This window comes from Paenibacillus sp. GCM10023252 (genome assembly GCF_042653305.1).
Classification (GTDB): domain Bacteria; phylum Bacillota; class Bacilli; order Paenibacillales; family Paenibacillaceae; genus Pristimantibacillus.
This window is the reverse complement of the sequence record NZ_JBHSHW010000003.1, coordinates 200148-217896: the sequence shown is the minus strand read 5'-3', so window position 1 is coordinate 217896 and position 17749 is coordinate 200148. Positions and strand designations below refer to the sequence as shown.

Sequence of the window (17749 nt, the reverse complement as noted above, 5' to 3'; positions counted from 1 at the left end):
CCATATAAGTACATGTAATGAGTTAGCTGGTCGCCTTCCCCTCCGATGGGTGAAGGTTCACGACATTGCCGGCCTGTTGCTGCGGCGTGGCGCCGGCGGCCGAGCTCGCCGCGGTGCGGCTGGCGGCTGTGCCGCTGACGGCCGGGGCTTGCGGGCCGGCGGTGCCAGCTGCCGCTGCCGAGCGGCTCGCGGCGCCTCCAGCCGCGGCTTGACCGCGGCCGGGACCACCTGCTTGCGGGCCGGTTGCACCAGGTGCTCCCACCGGCGAACGACTCGCGGCAGCTCCAGTCGGAGCTTGGCCACGGCCGGGACCGGCTGCTTGCAAGCCGGTTGCACCAGGTGCTCCCACCGGTGCCCGGCTCGCGGCAACTCCAGCGGGAGCTTGGCCACGGCCCGGGCTGCCGGCGGTTCCGGCAATTCGCTTCACGACGCGGGCGGGAACTCCAGCCGCTATGCTGCCGGGAGTGACCGACTTCGTAACGACTGCGCCGGCGGCGACGACGGAACGCTGGCCGATATCGACCCCGGCCATCACCCGAACGCCGCACCCGATCCATACGTCCCTCCCGATGCGGATGGGAGCGCTGGTTACCGGATTGTCGCGAATCGGCAGTGACTCATCGCTCCAAGTGTGCTGGAACGAGATGAGTGATGATTGATGCGCAATCGACACATCATCCTCAATCGTCATGCCTCCGTACGCATCCAAGTAACATTGCTTATGAATACTCACATTGGAGCCTATCGTCAGCCGCTCTGGATACCGCAGCTCAACCGACCGCCCAACCAAGACGTTGTTCCCGCATCTCGCAGCGAGCCGTCTCAGAATACCGTAGCGGAAGGCGATTCCGACGATATCCGGCAGGCCGTCACTGAGCGCCCACAGCCACTTCAGCAGCGGCCGCGGCATTAATCCGAACACGACCTCCATGAGCCGAAGCGGAATCTGGAACTTGCTGAATAGATCACGTCCGCGCATGCTGGGTGCTTCCTCCTCCGTAACTCTTAATTATGAACAACCAATTACTTCTCCAGTTACCTGCCGCCGCTCCAACCACTCGCTGACGGGCACAATTAGGTGCAAAAATGCACCAGATTCGCTCCCTCCACACGTCTGCTAGACCATATAGGTGCAAAAATGCACCAGATTCGCTCCACCCAAACGCTGGCGAGTCCATTTAGGTGCAAAAATGCACCAGTTTCGCTCCCTCCACACGTCGGCTAGACCATTTAGGTGCAAAAATGCACCAGTTTCGCTCCATCTACACGCTGGCGATCTCATTTAGGTGCAAAAATGCACCAGTTTCGCTCCATCCACTCGTCGGCGAGCCCATTTAGGTGCAAAATGCACCTATTTCGCCTCCACCACACGTCGGCGAGCTCATTTAGGTGCAAAAATGCACCTAACTCGCTTCAAGCTGGCGGGCCGCCCCGCTTACCGGGGCTTGCATGCCGTCCCCGCCTCAGCGGAGACTGCTGGCAGCAGCCCCACTCGCCGTTCCGCCCGTCCCCTCCACCAACTCGCCGTCTACGCCATGCGGAGTCGTCGCAATCTTCTGACGTTTTACCATGAACGGCTTGAAGCACCAGACGAGTGTGTAGGCGCTGATGGTGTAGAGCAGCGGGATGACGGGTAGTTTTTTGCGAACCATGTTGTCTCCGATTGTGCCTACGCCATACTCCAGATCCCGCCCCGTAACCGTAACGTACCCGACCAAGACGAGCGCGCAAGCGTAGGTGAACAGCATGATGGCCGCGATGAGATAGAACCGCCTCGTCTCCTTGTACTTGACGAATTGGTAGACCGACAGCATCAGCACTACCGTCATATACACCGCTTCAATCGTCCGCAGCAGCGTCTTCGGCTCCCAGTTGCCGGGATTCATCGGGTTGGGTGACATGAATAGGAATACCGACAGCATGCCTGCATTAATCATTCCGAGCGGGCCGATCTGCCAGACGATAAGCAGCGCCGCGGCGCCTAGCACCCCAATCGACGTCTTAAGCTTGCCGGCATACAGGAAGTAGAATCCGAAGGTGTACACGAGCGCGTAATCCCGCAGGCCCGTCGAGTAGGCGAGCACTAGTAGGAATAAGATCCACCGCCGCTCCAGCAGCAAGGTTGCTCCGTACAAGCCGAGCAGGACGCAGAACACATCCTTCGCGAACAGCGAGGACATGAACATCATGCAGGGGCTGACGAGCAGTCCGAACACGGCAACCACATAGAACAGATGTCTCGACTTATCACTGTCTGGCAGCGTATATCCGAAGTACTTCTCATTAAGCCGATACGTCCGATTCACGACCAGGATGAGCAGCACCGTGTTGAGCAAGGTAATCGCCAGCGGGTCCTCAATCTCCAGCCACTTGTAGAACGGCATGTACAGCATCCCGAACACGGGATAAGCCGAGATATTCGCCCACTGCGTCTGAAAATGCTCCATCGCATAAGGCAAAAATTGCGACAGCCTCTCAAACGACACCACCTGCTCGTAATAATGCGTCTCGTCGGGACCATTGAGCGGATTAACGGTAACTGCATAGGAGAGTTTGCCTATCAGCATAGTCAAGAATCCGGCCATAAGCATCCCTGGCGCATTCGGCCACCTGAACAAGAAGAACAACGGCAGCAGCAAGGCGAAGTAGATGACTAAGGCTAGTCTCTCATCCAGTGCGAACACCCAGCGAGCAGTGAGCGGCAGGATGAGTGCGTACACGAGAAGCAGCAGGGTACGCATACTGTTGTTCAACTTAGGAGCAGAAGGTGTGTGACCCTCTGGTCCGAGCACTGGCTCCGGGAACTGGGCACCTGTACCGCCCAACCGGCCGGTCATGCCTGGCTGCGTCCGTGCTTGCCCACCAGCGCCCAGCTGGCCCGCCATGCCCGGCCGAAGTGCCCGGCCGCCAAAGCCGTCGTTGCCGCTGTTACCGCCAGCACCGCTGCTCCCCTGCGTTCCTCTACCCTCCATACAATCGCTCCAGCTTCGCCGCGCTTCCGCGAATGTCATAGCCGCGGTCACCGAGCGCTCTGGCGCGCAGCGACCAATCAATGCGACGGCGAGCACGCGTCTCGTCCTCATGACCCGAGGAGACAACGGCCAGCGCTTCGGCCCAGCGCTCAGGCGAGGCGTTCAGCGTCAACCGGTCGACGAGCCCCAGCTCCAGATCGGCTTCGGATGGAACAACATCTGAGACAAGGCAAGGTACACCGGCAGCCTGCGCTTCAATGAGCACAATGCCGAGCCCTTCATACAGCGAAGGAAGGACGAAGCCGTCCAGCGCACCGAGCAGCTCGGGAATGTCCTTGCGCAGGCCGAGGAAGGACACCTGCTGGGCAACGCCGAGCTCCTTCGCCTTGTGCTCCATCGCCGCGCGAAGCGGTCCGTCGCCGACGAGCAGCAGCCGAGCCTGCGGATGCTTCCTGCTGAACTGAGCGAAGGAATCGAGCAGCAGGTCGTGATTCTTCTGCGCGCTGAAGCGGCCGATATGGCCGATCAGCAGCTCATCATCCGAGGCGCCCAGCCTGCGGCGCAGCTCCGTCCGATCTTCCGGCAGAGATGCGTATGGTTCAAGCGAGATCGCGTTGGGGAACACATTCACTCGCTTGTCATGCCAGCAATCCTCGCCGAACAACGACTCGCAAGCCTCGCGTGAGCAGCCGAGCATCATGGTGGAGTGGCTGCGAATTAGCCCTCTCATGTACTTGCGGTACATGCGGCGCAGGAGGCCGCCGCTCTTGCTGTCATGCGTATTGTGACTGTGCGAGATACGCACAGGCACGTCCAGCTCCTCAGCCAGCTTCAAGATGTATCCGCTGAAGCCGAACACATGACTGTGCACCGCGTCGTACGGGCCATGCTTCTTCATGTTCGCCATCAGCTCGCGCTTGAAGGAGCGAATGCCCTTCTTCGGCGGAGGCTGGACGAAGATCGTGCCGCCAAGCGCGCGAATCTCATCATCGTAGAACGACGGTTCCGCGGACTGAACCGCGAAGTGGAATTCGTACCGATCGCGGTCGATATTGCGATATACATTCATGAGGAGGGTCTCGATGCCGCCAGGATGCATCCGGCCAACGACATGCAGAATCTTCTTCTTCTTCAGCTTCGTCCCGAATCCATTCATGGCAGAATTCTCCCCATATGCTCCAACAGCTCCTGCTTCTTCCGCTTCATCGCCTTCACGTATGCTTCCGGACGAGAGATCGTCGTCGCCGCAGCCAAGACTGCCTGCTCAGCGGGAACACGGAAGTCAATGAGATGGCTGCCGAGGCCGATGTCGGTGAAGATGCTCTCGAGCTTCTTGTCCCAGATGACGCCGTACGTCGGCTTGTTCATAGATAGAGCAGGCATGCACGCATGCAGCCGCTGAGCGATGACCGCATCACAGCCCGCAATCGAATTCACCAGCTGGTGAACCGTTGCCGGATAAGGCATCAGCTCGATGGCAGGGTTACCCTTGCAGAGCGGCTTCACATACTGCTCGACGAAGGCATTATCGGTACCAGCCCCATTGGTGAAAATCCTAACCGTACTCCCAGACGACACAATCGCCTGAGCTGCGTCGCTCCACCACTGCGCGCAATCCTCTCGTTCCCAGCGATGCTCGCAGTGGCGGTTCATCTCATTCGGGTCCATAATGCCAAGGCCTATGACCCGCTGACGAACCGCGCCAGTGCCCGATGCCATTACGCGCTCAGCTGGAGACAGTTCAATCTCCGCCGGACCCTCCGGCTCAATCGCCAGATTGAAGGCCTCCGGCGTATACAGCGCCGGATCAGCCAACGCGACGGTCTTGCTCGCCAGCTTCGGATCGAGCTGGAGCAGGAACTTCTTCGAATCCTCGTCGCGGACGGCGATCGTGGCGGCTATGCGGCATACCTCGAGCAGCCACCACTGTGCTTGCCTGCTCCAAGGTCCGCGGGCGCCGACGAGCAGCAGATGAAGCGGCTTGCCCTGCCGCTTCGCTTCCATCGCTACGCGGCGAACCGCCAGCGGGAACGTCCAATAGGTGTCGATCAGCAGATGTCCGCCGCCGATGTACACGGCATCGGCTTCGCTGACCGCGCGGCGAAGCTGCTCGTTCATCACCGGATCCTTGCGCCGGTGAAGCCAGTAAGCCTTCAGCCGGCGCAGCGCGTCCGGCGTCATCTTCTTGCGCGTGCCGGCTTCGTTCAGCCTCGCTTGAGCTGCCGGCTTCACCGCCGCAGCTGCAAATGCCCCAGCAGCACTTCCGCCAGATACTGCGGCGAGCGGCTGATGCATCTGCTCGTCCTCCCATAGGCCATGCAGCAGGTCGAAGTGTACGACCTCATGCTTGCCTTGCATGGAGATTAATTGATTTATCGTATGGGCGATCAGTCCGTCCCCTAAGTTGGGAGACTGGGGAACACCAGCGAGCAATACTTTTCTCATTGTGACGTGTTCTCTCCTCTTCGTTGCGGTATTGGTGCCAAGGCCAGCGTCTGCACCCCGGGCTTCTGCAGGACGAGATAGACGGTGGCTGTCTTCCAGAACAGGATGGCGATCGTGGCTGCCAGTGCGCCGCCGGTCATGCCCAGCCACGGGATGAGCAGGAAGTTAAGCGCCGCATTCATCACCGCTGCGACAGCTAGCACCTTCGTCAGCACATTCTGCCTGCCAGTCATCGTCGCCACCGTGCCGCTCTGTCCGCAGAAGGCGCTGAACAGCTGACCGAAGGCCAGGATTAGCAGAGCCGGGTAGGCAGCGGTGAAGTCTGCGCCGAACAGGCCAAGCGTCCACTTCCCGAGGAAGACGAAGTACAGGAACACGACAGCGGCGAAGGCGAAGCCTGCTCGGCCCGATGAAGTACACACTTGCTGAAGCGTCCTGAAGTCATGCTTGGCATAGGATTCCGAGATGAGCGGCGAGGCCGTCATGTTGATCGCCGTCAGCATGAAGGATACTAACGTCGCCAGCCTAACGGCGGCTGAGAAGATACCAGATTCGGTCTCTCCTACGAAGATTCCCATCATGAGCACGTTCAGCTGACCTAGCACGAGATACATCCCGGCGTTCAGCATGAGCGAGTTCGACAGCTTCAGCCAGCTTCTTGTCTCATAGGCAGGCTCGATGCCAGCCGTATGAGGGCGAAGACGGCGGCTCAGCACGAATGCTCCTACCACGTACGAGACGATGACGGCGAGGGCGAAGCAGATCATAGCGACTCCGGCATCTGCCTTCCACCCCATCGCGACCGCTCCCACCAGGAAGCCGATTGTCAGCACAGGACGGAGAATCTTCTCCGGCATCTGTGCGAACAGTACATCCTTCAGCGCTTGAAGCGCGCTCTGACGCAGAGTCGCAAGCGTCAGCAGCGGAATGGTTGCGAATCCGACGGCATAAGTCACATTGCGTACGGTCCAGCCTTCATCTCCGAACCCGTACAGATAGAGGAGTCCACCTGCTAATGCGGTTAGAGACAGCGCCAGCGAGATCTGGTTGCTTCGCTGCAGCAAGCCCTTCACGAGCGGCCATTGGCCGTTCACCCGATAAGCCGACGTCAACCGCAGAATGGCTGTATCGAAGCCCAGCTTCACCGGGAAGGTCATGAACGTGACTACCGTCGTGACGAAGGCATAGATCCCGTAGCCTGCTGCTCCCAGCATTCTGGCTAGCACGATCTGGAGCACCATGGCCAGCCCCATGCCGGCCGAGTTGATAAGGAAGGAGATACTCCCTCCTCTAGCCAGCCGCTTACTCAGTCCGGAGCGAGCGCCAGGAGGGGAAGCAGCTGTCGTACTTGCTTCAGCCGCGGCTGCTGCTGCCGCGCTTGCCCCCGCTGCGATGTTACCAGCTAAGCTTGCAGCACCTGCAGCCCCTTCGAGCCCTGCTGCTTGATTTTTTTCTGATGATACTTCTCTCATGAATAACTACCCCGTTGCAGATACGTTGCTATAGGAAGGCACGAGGTGCTTCAGCACCGCACGAATTTCATCCGGCTGCAGCGCCAGCACTTTATCTAATTTGCGAATCTCGAATTCAAGCTCCGTTCGGTTCAGCTGTACCGGCTTGCCGATGAATATCCGGTTATGCACGGTGGACGTCAGTCCCTCTTCGCTCGTCAGGAGCTCCTCGTAGAGCTTCTCCCCTTCGCGAATACCGCTGAACTGAATGTCAATGTCCAGATGCGGCTCGTAGCCGGACAGGCGAATGAGGTCGACGGCTAGATCGTAGATCTTCACCGGCTTGCCCATATCCAGGATGAACACTTCCCCGCCCTTGGCAAAAGAACCCGCCTGAATAACCAGCTGCACCGCTTCCGGAATCGTCATGAAGTACCGGACCATCTCCGGATGCGTCACCGTCACCGGTCCGCCCTTCATAATCTGATCCTTGAACCGTGGAATAACGCTGCCCCGGCTGCCGAGCACGTTGCCGAAGCGAACCGCGGTGAACTTCGTCTTGCTATGCTTGTCCAAGCTCTGGATGAACATCTCGGCGATTCGCTTCGTTGTGCCCATGACGCTCGTTGGGTTAACGGCCTTGTCCGTGGAGATGAGGACGAACCGGTCTGCGCCGTACAGGTCTGCACATTCGGACACGTTCTTCGTGCCGAATACATTGTTCTTAATCGCTTCAGCCGGGTTGCGCTCCATGAGAGGCACATGCTTGTGAGCTGCGGCATGGAAGACAACCTGCGGACGATGAGCGGCGAATACCGCATCAATCCTGGCGCGATCCTGCACATCCGCAATGACCGTCTCAATCGGCAGGTCAGGGAAGGTCGCTCGCATCTCCATCTCGATCGTGTAGATACTATTCTCGCCGTGTCCGAGCAGCAGCAGCTTGCTCGGCTCGAACGGCGCAATCTGGCGGCATAGCTCAGAGCCAATAGAGCCTCCGGCTCCTGTTACCAGCACAACCTTGTCTTGTACATAGCCCGCGATATGCTCGAGATCCGTACGAATCGGATCGCGGCCGAGCAGATCCTCAACCTGCACATCCCTTACACGGGAGGCGGCGTTCCGATTGGAGCTGCTCATCATATCCTGCAGATCCGGCACGATCTTGAGCTTCGCCTTCGTCGTCTTGCACAGGTTGACGAGTGCGGAGATCTGCGTCTTCGATACGGATGGCATCGCGATAATAATCTCGTCAATATGCTGGGATTCCGCTACGCAAGCAATGTGATCGCGTCCGCCGAATACCGGCAGGCCGAGCACATGCATCTGGTGCTTGTACGGGTCATCATCGATGAATCCGACAGGAATGATGCTGACGGCATCATTCTGCAGCATATCCTTCGCAATGAGCGTGCCGCAGCTGCCTGCTCCGATAATAAGGGCGCGGTGACTGTGCACCGGCTTGCGGGAGCTGTACTTGTCGCAGAACACTCGCCATGCGAGGCGCGGTCCAGCCATGAGCAGCATAATACCGATGAGGTGATGAACGAGCAGCATGGCTGGCAGCATTCCTCCGCCGACTAGGGAGAAGACGAGGAATGGAATGACCGCGGAAGGAATAGCCGCCTTAATGATTGACAGCAGCTCCTCCACGCCAGTGTATTGCCAGATGTGACGGTGCAAGCGAAGCTTCACGATGCTCCAGTAGCCGCCTGCCGCAGCCGCTGCTCCATACATCGCCTTGCCGAGCCAGCCGGATAATGGGCCAGACTCCAGAGAGGCATGCATCATGCCATAGGCAGCTGCTAGGGAGATCAGCACCGCTAACATATCCCAGGTCATGGACAGCTTCGTTCGGAACAGGAATCGCATAGAATAGTTTCCTCCACTTCTGAATTTGGGTTAACGATGGAATAGATTGGTTATCTGTGATCCATATGGCTCGTGCTAGCGTTCCATATATTCGTAATAAGAGTTAGCCTCTCGTAAGGACGTCTGATTAAGCGCCACGCCTACAATGCGGGCATTCACGAACTCGAGCGCATTCCGCGCCTTCACCGCTTGCTGACGCTTCGCGCTCCTGGCATTCACGACTAGCAGCACCCCGTCACAGCGGACCGACACGACCTGTGCATCGCTGACCGCAAGGACCGGCGGGGTATCGATGAGTACCATGTCATACTTCTGACGAAGGCTGGTTAGCAGACTGTCCATTCGCGAGGAACCGAGCAGCTCGGAGGGATTGGGCGGAATAGGACCGGATGTGACGACATCCAGTCCATGAATTCGGCTGTGCTGCACCGTATCTCCGAAGCTCGCTTGCCCCGACAGCAGATGCGACAGCCCTGTCCGATTGCTAAGTCCGAACGTATGATGCGCGGTTGGCTTCCTCATATCCGCATCGACGAGAAGTACCTTAAGCTCTGACTGAGCATAGGTGACGGCCAGATTCATCAGCGTCGTCGTCTTGCCTTCCTTCGAATTCGCGGAGGTTACCATCAGCAGCTGAAGAGGCGCTTCCGTCTGTGCATACTGCAGATTCGTCCGCAGCGTTCGATAGGCTTCGGAGATTGGGGACATCGGATTGGCGTCCGTTACGATTGGACGGGCGTTATGAGATTTTGACACGAGTACGTTCTCCTCCCTCTTGCGGTATTGGCCGCGGATTCGTATCCCTCGGCTTCAGATCGCCATTCTTGATGTGGGGAACAGATACGAGTGTGGACAAGCCAAGATGGCGAGTGACATCCTCTTCCGTGCGAATCGTATCGTCGAAGTAGTCGAGCAGCAGGACGAGTCCGATGCCGATTAAGAGGGACAAGATGCCGCCGATAGCCATATTCAGCTTCGGCTCCGGCTTCACCGGTGCAGGCACCTCTGCATCATCAGCCATATGGAGCAGATACACATTGTCGACCATCATAATCTTGGGAATCTGCTGTTGGAACACTTGGGAGACGGAGTTGACAATCTGAGTCGCCCGTTCGTAGTTCGTGTCCAGGTAGGAGATCGTCACGACCTGCGTGCCGTTCACCGAGCTGAAGCGAATATTCTTCATGAGCTGGTCAGTCGTTACATCCAGCTTGGGATTCTGCTCAATGACCAGATCCATAATGGACGGGGTCCGAATAATTTCCTTGTACGTGTTAATTAAGCTTAGATTCGTATTAATCATGTTCAGATCGAGCTGGAACATGCCCGCCTTCCCGACGGTCGAATTCACGATGAGCTTCGTATACGCTTGATAGACAGGCTTCATGATGACGGTACTGTAGACGCCCGCTGCCGTCGTACCCAAGATGACAATTAGAACGACAAGCCATATTTTTCTGCGGATGATCGATACGATATGTTTAATATCCAGTTCTGTACTCAAAACGACATTACCCTCCATCCTTTTCGTTAAGGCTCGTTTTTGGTCGATTAGAGTATGACACAGAATGACGCAATCAAATAAGAGGGACAAGGTATGATTTTCTAATTGGTACATTTGGGTACAAATAAACAGGCTTAGAGTATATGTATAAGCATCACTGCCTAAATATTTAGGTAGCAGATGGTAATTTTAATGAAATTTTTTATATTGTAACCGCTTGATTTTCTTGTTATTGGGATTTACCATGAGAATTCTAATTTTTTGCTTAATCCGACTTTGTTACTTAGGAATCATGTTTTACGAGAAGCCAATAATAACCGGGGAGCATGATGGAGTAAGGGATGTCGGTTTATTATGAGAGAGTTTATGAGAATAATGATCACGGGTTACAAAGGCCTATCCTTGGGACGTATAGGGACTTTCGCCATAGGAAATGTACATACTTGGGAAAAAGGCCTTCTCTTTACATAGGCTTAATGGGAGAGAGGAGCCATCAATTATGCCCGGTTAGGTGCCCGACGCCCTACTTTTTCGTCTTTTTTTGCTCATATGTCCCAGTTAGGTCTGCATTGGCCAACGAATTAACAATTTTTTTACATAGAGCGCTTCCTGTGGAAGCGTTCTTTTTTGTGTCATTTGATAGAGAGATTGAAGCGATTCATCCCCAAGAGGCTATCCCAAAAGTCACGCTCGCATGACCTTCGGAATAGCCTCTCGTTTTCGGTGGGTTGGTTCAAAATAATATTTTCGAACGAATAATGGATATTTCCCTTCATATATATAGTCTGATGGGCGTAGCGGAATAGCTCCTCCGCATTGCGTGGTTGCGGGGTTACCGCAATGTGAGTTGCGTGGATCCCGCAATGTCGATTGCGGGCTTGCGGGGGTGAATGGCGGTAGACTTGAGGTCGTGTGCATCGTGTTTCTTCTATTATATAGAGACTTGTCTCAACCTGATTGTGATCTAACTACGAGTAAGGGGGAATAGCTGGTGGGGTATTACATCGAAGTGGAGCCTGGCGTGAAGATCTACGTCCGGGATATCGGGGAGGGCAAGCCCGTCATCTTCATTCACGGCTGGCCCCTGCAGCACGCCATGTGGGAGTACCAGTTCACGCAGCTTCCGAAATACGGTTATCGGTGTATACTGGTGGACTTGCGTGGCTACGGCAAGTCGGACGCCCCGTGGTACGGATATGACTATAATCGGATGTCAGATGATGTTCGTGTCGTCATGGATACGCTGCACCTGGAGCAAGTGCACCTCGTTGGCTTCTCGATGGGAGGTGCCATCGCCATCCGATACATGGCGAGGCACCGCGGGCATAAGGTGTGCCAGCTCATCCTGGCTGCGGCTGCCGCTCCATCCTTCGTGCAGCGGCCAGGTTATCCCTATGGCATGCCGGTCGATCAAGTGGATGAGCTAATCAGGGCCTTGACTAAGGATCGGCCGGCCGCGCTGGACAACTTCGGGAAGAACTTCTTCGCAAGCGAGGTGACGCCTGCCTTCCGCCATTGGTTCAATCTGGTGAACCTGAGCGCATCGCCCCACGGGACCATCGCTGGCTCAGTAGCCCTTAGAGATGAGGTTCTCGCCCAGGACTTGCCCTTCATACGTACTCGGACGACCATTATGCACGGACTGCTAGACAAGATCTGCCCGTTCCCCTTCGCCGCCCTAATGCACCAAGGCATTCCTCATTCCAAGCTTATCCGCTTCGACCGCAGCGGGCATGGAATATGGTACGATGAGCTAGACCTGTTCAACCGCAATCTGCTATACGAGCTGCAGCTATAGAATCCTATAGAATCTTGGATAGGAACGCGCGGGCTCTCTCCGTCTGCGGCTCCTCGAACAGCTGCTGGGGAGAGCCCTCTTCCACAATCTTCCCCTGCTCCATGAATAGGACGCGATCTCCCACTTCGCGGGCGAAGCCCATCTCATGGGTGACGACGACCATCGTCATGCCTTCCTTCGCCAGCTGCTTCATGACAGCCAGCACCTCGCCCACCATCTCTGGGTCCAATGCCGACGTCGGCTCATCGAACAGCATAATGTTCGGCTCCATCGCTAGCGCCCTCGCAATGGCTGCCCGCTGCGATTGTCCACCCGACAAGGATGCCGGATAGTCCTCCGCCTTGTGTGCCATACCCACCTTAGTCAGCAGCTCCATCGCCTTCGCCCGCGCCTGATCAGGAGACAGCTTCCTCACTTGAATAGGAGACAACGTCATATTATCAATAACCTTCCGATGAGGGAACAGGTGAAAATGCTGGAACACCATCCCGATCTCCGTTCGAATGCCGGCAATCTCTGCAGGCTTAGCCTGCATCAAGGACTTGCCCTGTATGCGGATATCGCCGCTCTCCGGCCGCTCCAGCAAGTTCAGGCATCGCAGCAAGGTCGACTTGCCTGAACCCGAAGGCCCAATAATAACGACGACTTCGCCTCGAGTAACGTTAAGATTCACTTCGCGAAGGACGGTGTTCGCACCGAACGACTTCGTAATGCCTGACACTTCAATGATTGCACAGGCAGGTCCGGTTGTGCTCATGCTTATATCTGTGCTTGTCATCTGCTACACCACCTTCCTCTCGAAGTAAGCAAGCAGCTTGCTGAGGGAGTAAGTCAGTATGAAGTAGATGAAGGCTGCGGTTAAGTAAGCTTCCCAGATTCGCATATACTGTCTACTCATGGCGTTGCTCCAGTACATAATCTCCTGCGCTGCAATCAGCGCCACTAGGGACGAATCCTTCACCAGGACGATGAATTCGTTGCCGAACGCAGGAATCATGCGCTTGATGGCTTGAGGCAAAATGATGAATCTCATAATCTGAGGCTGTGTGAGACCAAGCGATTGTGCCGCTTCGGTCTGCCCCTTGTCAATAGATTGAATGCCAGCCCGATAGATCTCAGCGGTGTAAGCGGCCGCATTCAAGGTCAGGGCAGTAATAGCCGCCACGTACACGTTGGTCTGTCCAAGCAGAGCGGGGACGAGTCCGAAGTGGACGATTAGAATCTGCACGTAGAGCGGCGTTCCGCGGAAGAAGTTAATGTAGGAGACGGCTGGATATTTGAGGAACCAGCGTCGGGACATTTTGCCAAGGGCCATGGGGAGTCCTAGTAAGGATCCAAGCAGGATGGACACGACGGACAGGCCAATGGTGACGAGAGTGCCCTTCAGCAGGAGGGGCAAGTAGTCGATGACAATGTCGATTCTGAAGAAGTCTGGCATGTGAGGTCTCATCCCTTCTATTAGTGGCCGTGAGCGTCGTAAAAAAAAACAGCATGCGCAGCAGAAAGCGTTACGCATGCTTGTTGAGTGTAAAACCAGAGAATGTGGCCCGAATTGGGTCGTTAAGCAGAACATCTATTAAAATGACCGGTTACTCCTTCGCTGCGTTCAGCAGAATCTCCGTATTCGGCTGCTCGCCGAACCACTTCTCGTAGATCTTCGCGTACTCGCCATTCTCAATAATGGTCTTAATGGCTGGATCCAGCTTCGCCTTCAGCTCGCTGCCCTTCGGCAGCAGAATGCCGTAGAACTCGGCGCCGAAGTTGTCCTTGTCGAGAATGCCGGTGAACTTCTTGTCCGGATTATTCTTCATATATTCCTTAACAATGGCTACGTCCGCCACAACCGCATCGACGCCTGAGTTCTCCAGCTCAAGCAGAGCAAGCGCGTTGCTCTCGAACTTCTTGAGTGATGTGCTGTCCTTGCCCATAATGTCCGACATCAAGGTGTCAGCCGTCGTGCCTAGCTGCACCGCTACCTTCTTGTCCTTCAAGTCTAGTGCCGACTTAATAGGGGAGCCTTCCTTCGTCAGAATCATATTCGTAGATTCGAAGTAAGGACTGCTGTAATCATAGGTCTCCTTGCGCTCATCCGTAATCGATACCGAGGAGATGCCTGCTTGATACTCCTTGCCCGCTTGAACGAGCGTCAGCATGGAATCCCAGCCTGTGTTCTTCACTTCATAGTTGATGCCGGCTTCCTTCGCAACTGCAGCCAAGAAGTCGATGTCGAAGCCGACAATCTTGTCCTTGTCCATGCTCTCCATCGGAGCGTAGGCCGCATCAGTAGCGAACATAATCTTATTGTCGCCCTCGCTGATCTCTCCGCTGGCACTCTCATTATTACTCTGTGCACCACATGCTGCGAGCGCGAATACCAGTACTGCCATCAACCCTGCCATCATCCAACGCTTCATTCGCCCAACTCCTCAGTCATTATGTAGAGCTATTTGTCTCCGATTCTATCAGCTTATAGGGAGGAGAACAACAGTAATTTAGAGGGTTGTGTCATTATACCTAACATTATAAATAAAGAACGACGTGCTCACCTGGGTTACAGGTCACGTCGTTCAATTAGAGTCCAGCTTGCATTGCTCATTAGCCCATACCGTTATCCTGTATGCTTCTCCATCATCCTCTGAGCTTCTCCATTCCCACACTTGCTCTGCATTGCGTCTCACCCGGACCCTTAACGGTGCCTCTAATCTCGCCGCTCTTCGTACGCTCCGCCTCTACTTCAATTAGTCCTTGCGGAGTTGGCACCTCCGCCTTAACCCACTGAAGCGAACCGAGAGATGGATGGACGGAGAAGCTCTTGAATCCTGGTGTCAAGGGCTGAATACCCGCAACATAAGCCTGCAAGCCGTAGCTGCCCGTTCCTCCCCAAGCATGAGTAAGCGACAGCGTGTCTCCCTGATCGCCAATCGGAAGATCCCCGTTCACATTCATCATCTCCCAATACGTCTTGTGTCCTTGCTCCAGATGGCTTCGTCCGACACGCCGCATGACCTCTAGCCCGCGGTCCGTCTGACCCGCGTGGAAGCTCGCCAATACTTCATAGGCAGACATGTAAGGCCATATATTGTTATTGTGCCGCCAGACAGCCGATTGCTGCGGAAGTACGTCCCACCACCATGCACCGTCCAATGCCTCATCGAATACAGGAACGACATTAATGGAGCCGCGTTCTGTCCAGAACTGCTTCTCAATCTCCTGCAAGATGTGTCCTCCTCTTGAGGGCTCGACCACATCATGCAGAATCGCCCACAAGTTGCCATCAATGGCGAACCGATCTCGTTCCTTCGTCCCTGCCGGCATCATCGTCAACAGCGGATTGCCCGGCACACTGAACTGAGCAAGGATAGAGCGCTTCGTTCTCTCCGCTTGCTGCCTGCAATGCTCCTGCATAGGATGCTGCGCAAGCCCGAATAATTGAACAAGCGCATCCCAAGCGGCCTTCTGTGCCATGGCCAAGCCGCTAATCTTACCCCGAGCGTCTATTGAATACATCCAGCTGTTGAGGCCGCTAATTAAGCCGTCCGATTCCATTCGCCTGTTCATCCAGGCCACGACATCACATAATCTGCCCACATTAGCCCGAAGGTAAGCCAGATCTCCAGTCAGCAATACGTATTCCCATAAGTTAACGATTGTCCACATGGTCCATTCATAGAAGATCTGGCCATAGGCGCCGCTGCCTGGAATAATGCCTTGCTCCTCACCTTCTGTATGTTGGAGAGTTAAGAGCAGCTCTATCGTATTCTTGACAATCTCAGGCTGGTCGAATGCATACAACGCAGTTAATGAAGCAGGTCTGAGATCTCCACCCCAGATGTCCTTGTCCCTGCGCACGCCGTCCCAGATGACGTAGTCCGAATAGGGCCCCTGCAGCGGTCGCTGCGTATATCTCGAAGGCTGTGTACACAGCTCTACCGTATACGTCCCCATCGCCCAGCATTCGTTAATCAGGTTATCATCGCATTCGAAGCCTCCGACGGATTGATAAGGTGCAGCTGTATAATCGAGCCATATTCGATGGATGGACAGCGGTTCACTAGAGCGGTTATCCAGCTCGAGATAACGAAGAACCGTCAAGTCCTCTTCCAGCAGATAAGCTCCCTCTCCCATGGGCAACCATTGATCTGCATAGCCGTAAGGACGCATTCTTACATAAGCCGGGAATCTTCCGGCAGCCCACGCTTCATCCTCGAAGCAGCGATACAGAGAGGAGAGCAGTCTCTCATCGCTCGTATAGGTATAGCGTACCTGGGAGAGTGCAGCAGCCGCTGAGCCGCTGAGCTCCACATGAAGCAGCCCTGCTCGCTTGAGACCGAAGTCGAATCGAGCCTTCTGTCCTGGCTGAAGCTCGAACGGTTCGAATCCTTCCGGAACGAGTTTTCTATTAACTGGTGAATAGGATATTCTCATGTGCGCACCTCCACACCCTCCAGAGGAGTAGGGTCGTTGCGGTCATAGCCAGCAGCGGTCATCTGCTTGAACTGCTGTTTCATCTCTCCCGACATCCCCCGTACGGACTTTAAGATTTGAATAATCATGGATGCTCACCTCGTTATCGTCTTCTCCTATTTATCTTAGATAGTGGGCTCTGATTCATAAATAATATCCTCTTGTCATTCGGGTACATTTTTGTCTAGATTCACGGGATAACGTACAAGAAGACGCTCAGGCGTATCCGCCTGGCGTCTTCTTGCATGCTACTCTCTGTTACTTGTTCAGTTCAATCACCGTAACAGCCGATGGTCTCCTTCCTCAAGCGAGACGATCTCGACTCCGGATACTACCCGTTCAACTTGAAGGCTACACCCCCCGCTTCGCCTTGACGCAGCGAAGCGTGTAGTGCCGGCCGTATGCGCGGCCGTACCGGACGATGCGGCGGAGCATCGTCTGGTCCCTGATGATGGCGAACGGACAAGGGTCCGGCTTCGTGTTCGCCTCGAGAATCCACGGCTTCAGCCGGCGGTCAATGGCGAGATCGAGTCCGATCTCGCGAATGCCGGGGTAAGCCGCGTGCAGCTGCCGAATCGTCGCGAGGCCGAGACGATTCATCTTCCCCTGCAGCGCCGCCCGCTTCGCTGGCGCAGCGTGGTCCTTCAGCAGCTGGCGCACTTCGTAGATGGTGCCGCCTTGGCTGCCGTTGGTGACGATCTTGCGAGGATGGGCTGCCCGCCCTATCATTCCGGTAACCTCCCATCCCCCGCGCGGCCGCTGCTGTACCATGACCCGGATGTCGAAGGGTCGGCCGCGATGCTTAAGCAGGTGAATGCCACGCTGAACAATGTGCGATTCCTTCCGTGTCGTCTTGGAGAGTGATTGGTACAACCCCTCGAAGCTGCTGAACGACAATGCCCGCTCTCCGACCTGATACACATAGCCCGCCCTGCGGCCAATGCCGGCGGACTGCTTCATTACCCGCGTGACCCCCCGCCCCTGCGACCCGTAGCCCGGCTTCACATACACCATTCCATACTTGCCCAGCATGCGGCGAAGGCCGTCCTTCGTCAGTGGCTGCGTCTCCGGCGTCGCGTCCTTCAGCAGCTTGCTCCGCACCATCACCTTCGTCTTCGTCCACTTGTCACGCGCCCGGTTCGGCAGTGCCGCCTTCTTCCTGCTCGTCTTCATGTAAGCCCCTCCCTCATTAACACCCCTATCATTACAATACGGTGCTAACGCACATTTGCCTTGGGCCGCT

General features: G+C 55.8%; 15 protein-coding genes. 1 reads left to right on the top strand and 14 read right to left on the bottom strand.

What is annotated here, in order from left to right:
• Positions 1-22: 22 nt before the first annotated feature.
• The 8 genes from ACFO9Q_RS03585 to ACFO9Q_RS03550 all read right to left on the bottom strand — a co-directional run bounded on the left by ACFO9Q_RS03585 (position 23) and on the right by ACFO9Q_RS03550 (position 10244).
• On the bottom strand, positions 23-979 hold the full coding sequence (locus tag ACFO9Q_RS03585; RefSeq protein WP_379178763.1) for an acyltransferase: 957 nt from the start codon (positions 977-979) through the stop codon (positions 23-25).
• Positions 980-1463: 484 nt separating this feature from the next.
• A complete protein-coding gene (locus ACFO9Q_RS03580; RefSeq protein WP_379178760.1) occupies positions 1464-2972 on the bottom strand; it encodes a hypothetical protein in 1509 nt (502 codons plus the stop codon).
• A complete protein-coding gene (locus ACFO9Q_RS03575) occupies positions 2962-4128 on the bottom strand; it encodes a glycosyltransferase family 1 protein (protein ID WP_379178758.1) in 1167 nt (388 codons plus the stop codon). The genes ACFO9Q_RS03580 and ACFO9Q_RS03575 overlap by 11 nt, the downstream gene beginning before the upstream one ends.
• A complete protein-coding gene (locus ACFO9Q_RS03570) occupies positions 4125-5417 on the bottom strand; it encodes a polysaccharide pyruvyl transferase family protein (protein WP_379178756.1) in 1293 nt (430 codons plus the stop codon). Before ACFO9Q_RS03570 ends, ACFO9Q_RS03575 begins: the two co-directional genes overlap by 4 nt.
• Positions 5414-6889 (bottom strand): flippase, encoded by a 1476-nt coding sequence (locus ACFO9Q_RS03565; RefSeq protein WP_379178754.1) that lies wholly within the window; start codon positions 6887-6889, stop codon positions 5414-5416. Before ACFO9Q_RS03565 ends, ACFO9Q_RS03570 begins: the two co-directional genes overlap by 4 nt.
• A 6-nt stretch (positions 6890-6895) precedes the next feature.
• The gene (locus ACFO9Q_RS03560; protein WP_379178751.1) at positions 6896-8740 is read right to left on the bottom strand and encodes a polysaccharide biosynthesis protein; all 1845 of its coding nucleotides are present in this window, start codon (positions 8738-8740) and stop codon (positions 6896-6898) included.
• 75 nt (positions 8741-8815) lie between these two features.
• Positions 8816-9496 (bottom strand): CpsD/CapB family tyrosine-protein kinase, encoded by a 681-nt coding sequence (locus ACFO9Q_RS03555; protein WP_379178749.1) that lies wholly within the window; start codon positions 9494-9496, stop codon positions 8816-8818.
• On the bottom strand, positions 9480-10244 hold the full coding sequence (locus ACFO9Q_RS03550; RefSeq protein ID WP_379178747.1) for a YveK family protein: 765 nt from the start codon (positions 10242-10244) through the stop codon (positions 9480-9482). Before ACFO9Q_RS03550 ends, ACFO9Q_RS03555 begins: the two co-directional genes overlap by 17 nt.
• A gap of 991 nt (positions 10245-11235) precedes the next feature.
• Here ACFO9Q_RS03550 and ACFO9Q_RS03545 point away from each other — a divergent pair.
• A complete protein-coding gene (locus ACFO9Q_RS03545; protein WP_379178745.1) occupies positions 11236-12042 on the top strand; it encodes an alpha/beta fold hydrolase in 807 nt (268 codons plus the stop codon).
• Positions 12043-12046: 4 nt separating this feature from the next.
• Here ACFO9Q_RS03545 and ACFO9Q_RS03540 read toward each other — a convergent pair whose 3' ends face one another.
• From ACFO9Q_RS03540 to ACFO9Q_RS03515, 6 genes are all read right to left on the bottom strand, one after another.
• Positions 12047-12772 (bottom strand): amino acid ABC transporter ATP-binding protein, encoded by a 726-nt coding sequence (locus ACFO9Q_RS03540; RefSeq protein ID WP_379179162.1) that lies wholly within the window; start codon positions 12770-12772, stop codon positions 12047-12049.
• A 51-nt stretch (positions 12773-12823) separates the two neighbouring features.
• The gene (locus ACFO9Q_RS03535; RefSeq protein ID WP_379178743.1) at positions 12824-13480 is read right to left on the bottom strand and encodes an amino acid ABC transporter permease; all 657 of its coding nucleotides are present in this window, start codon (positions 13478-13480) and stop codon (positions 12824-12826) included.
• A 151-nt stretch (positions 13481-13631) separates the two neighbouring features.
• Positions 13632-14456: a basic amino acid ABC transporter substrate-binding protein gene (locus ACFO9Q_RS03530; RefSeq protein WP_379178741.1), complete on the bottom strand. Its 825-nt coding sequence runs from the start codon at positions 14454-14456 to the stop codon at positions 13632-13634.
• A gap of 214 nt (positions 14457-14670) precedes the next feature.
• Entirely contained in the window at positions 14671-16467 is a 1797-nt protein-coding gene (locus ACFO9Q_RS03525) for an alpha-L-rhamnosidase C-terminal domain-containing protein (RefSeq protein WP_379178739.1), read from the bottom strand.
• Positions 16464-16595 carry a hypothetical protein gene (locus ACFO9Q_RS03520; RefSeq protein WP_379178737.1) on the bottom strand — a complete coding sequence of 44 codons (132 nt, stop codon included), beginning with the start codon at positions 16593-16595 and terminating at the stop codon, positions 16464-16466. Before ACFO9Q_RS03520 ends, ACFO9Q_RS03525 begins: the two co-directional genes overlap by 4 nt.
• A gap of 262 nt (positions 16596-16857) precedes the next feature.
• Complete coding sequence (locus ACFO9Q_RS03515) at positions 16858-17679, bottom strand: YheC/YheD family protein (protein WP_379178735.1); 822 nt, start codon at positions 17677-17679, stop codon at positions 16858-16860.
• Between the last annotated feature and the right edge of the window lie 70 nt (positions 17680-17749).